This window comes from Mesorhizobium sp. A623, assembly GCF_054489405.1.
Genome location: NZ_JBTMXB010000097.1, coordinates 1 through 2224, shown reverse-complemented (window position 1 = coordinate 2224; position 2224 = coordinate 1). Strand labels below are relative to the sequence as shown.

Annotated in this window: 2 protein-coding genes; both read right to left on the bottom strand. The window is 60.4% G+C overall.

Translation table 11 applies throughout. The annotated features are described in order from the left end of the window. Nucleotides 1-128: 128 nt before the first annotated feature. Nucleotides 129-1748 carry a terminase large subunit gene (locus ACX3P1_RS27950; protein ID WP_459083033.1) on the bottom strand — a complete coding sequence of 540 codons (1620 nt, stop codon included), beginning with the start codon at nt 1746-1748 and terminating at the stop codon, nt 129-131. Then, nucleotides 1748-2152, bottom strand: a complete 405-nt coding sequence (locus ACX3P1_RS27945) for a phage terminase small subunit P27 family (RefSeq protein ID WP_459083031.1) — start codon at nt 2150-2152, stop codon at nt 1748-1750. Before ACX3P1_RS27945 ends, ACX3P1_RS27950 begins: the two co-directional genes overlap by 1 nt. Between the last annotated feature and the right edge of the window lie 72 nt (nt 2153-2224).

Below are 2224 nucleotides of genomic sequence, written 5' to 3'. Positions count from 1 at the left end.
GTGCGCCGCTCCATGCGTTTGTAATTGTCGTTCGTGGCCTTGCCGGCGCGGGCCATATCCTTTTCGTATTTGTCTAGGCGGGCCTCAAGCGAGACAACAAGGCGTTGGGTGTCATCCATCTTTGAATCCTATGCCGCTTCGCTCATGAGCCGGTCGAGTTCGTCCGGGTCCATGTCGAGGAAGCTCTTTCGATTGTCGTTCATGGTTGCGCGCGCCACCGCCATGACGGCAGCCACCGCGCCGTCGATACGGTCGGTCTTTTTGCCTTTGTGCATCCGAACAAGGCCGGTATCGTTTCGGCTGGCGACAACGGAATCGAAGTGATGCCGAAGGACCGGGTGTCCATTATGGCGAAGCGCCCGGCCATTCACGACACGTTCAAGGGTGCCGATTGCCGGTCCCATGGTGAGCGGTCCCTGTCGCATCTCGACTGCCGGCAAGCCGTCATCATGAAGATGCTGCATCGTCATGCGGGCGAGGTGCGGATCGAAAGCAATCTCGCGCACGTCATACGTGGCGCAAATTTCGCGAATATGGGCTTCCACGGCTTCCGGTTCGATCACTGGCCCGTCAATGACGGTGATCAGCTTATCGTCGCGCCATTGCTCATAGGGAACGCCATCACGTTCGGCGCGGCCCTTCAGGTCGTCGCCCGGCACGAAAAACCAAGGATGCACGGTGATGGTGCCATCATCGGCACGCCACGCGGCCACAACGGCGGTTAGATCGCCATTGACGCTCATATCCACGCCGATGAAACACGGCAGCGTTTCCATGTCGGCGAGGTCGAGCGGGATCTTGCCGGCGTCATAGGTCGCCATATCGAAAAGCGGGTCGCGAGAATTGGCCTGCCAGATATTGAGGTTGAATTGCTTGAAGGCGTGGCGATCGGCTGGACGGTGTTCGGCTTCCTTCGCGGCGTTGCGTAAGCCATTGAGGTTCGGGAAACCGTAAGCAAGGCCGGGATTGACGCGATGCCAAAGGGCTTCGTCCTGCCAATCATCATCATTGGCCGCTTCGAAGATGATCGGCAGATAGGCAGGGTTATCAATCTCGCCGAGCGCCACGCGCCGGGCATAGTCGTATTCGGTAAAGCCAAGATTTTCCGAGCCGCGCCCGGCAGTCGTGGCGATCACCATAAGAGTGCCGCTGGTCTTGACCATGCCCGACTTGAGCGCTTCCCAAAGCTCGCGGCCCTTCCAAACATGGATTTCATCGACCAGCACGAAGGCCGGCGTCTTACCGTGCTGCGCTGCGCCGTCGCTGGAAATGGCCTGAAGTTCGACGCCTTCCGCCCTGAAAGCGATTTTCTTGGCGCTGTTATGGGCGTCGTAGATGCGGGTCGCCGCGACAAGCCGCTTGTCCATCCGCACGATGTTCGCGGCTTCCTTGAAGCCAAGACCGGCTTGTTCGCGGTCGGAAGCGGCAAAGATCACCTGTCCGGCAGGAACACGCTCCGGGCCTATTGTGTGGAGCAAGGCGAGCGCGGCGGCGAGTGAGGTTTTCCGATTTCCGCGCGGGATCATCCAGAACACGGTTTCGACAATGCGGCGGCCATCCGAATGGCGCGGCCCGTAAATCCCGCGCACCATGCGCTCAAACGGCAGGTAAAGCTGGAAGGCATGGCCGGGTGCCGTGCTTGCCGGATGCTTCAGAAGGCGAAGGAACTTCACCGCCCGCTCGCCGTAGCCGAAAGGGTCCGGGATGGGCGAAGTGTCGAACAGCCATGCGGGATAGGTGCTCGCCATCACCGAACCTTCAGCGGATTGTCAGCATCATCGTCATTGTCGGCGATCATGGCGGCGCGCGAACGGGCCGAAGGTGTCAAACCAAGTTCGCCGGCACAGCGCACAAGCAAGAGTGAGGATTCCTTGAGCGCACCATAGGCAGGGTTGCGCTTGCCATTGTCCATGATCAGCCCGAATTGGTCGAGCGCCCGTTGCGCCTGCCGAACGATGCCGACATGGGTGCAATAGGTTTCGAGCGTCGGAAGATCGGGGATCGTCAGCACCTTGCGCTCATTTACAAGAATCGGTGTAACGCGCTTCCATTCGGCTTTGGCATCGCGCGACAGGTAGGCCGGCGCTGCCGGAACGCGCACAACGGGCGAGGTGCCGGGAACGATGGTCGAGGGCTTCACGCCGCGAGTCATGACGTTGCCACCGCGCGAAGCTCAAGACCGCAACGGCGGCCGATTTCGGTGATTTCCTTCAGGTCGTGCGCA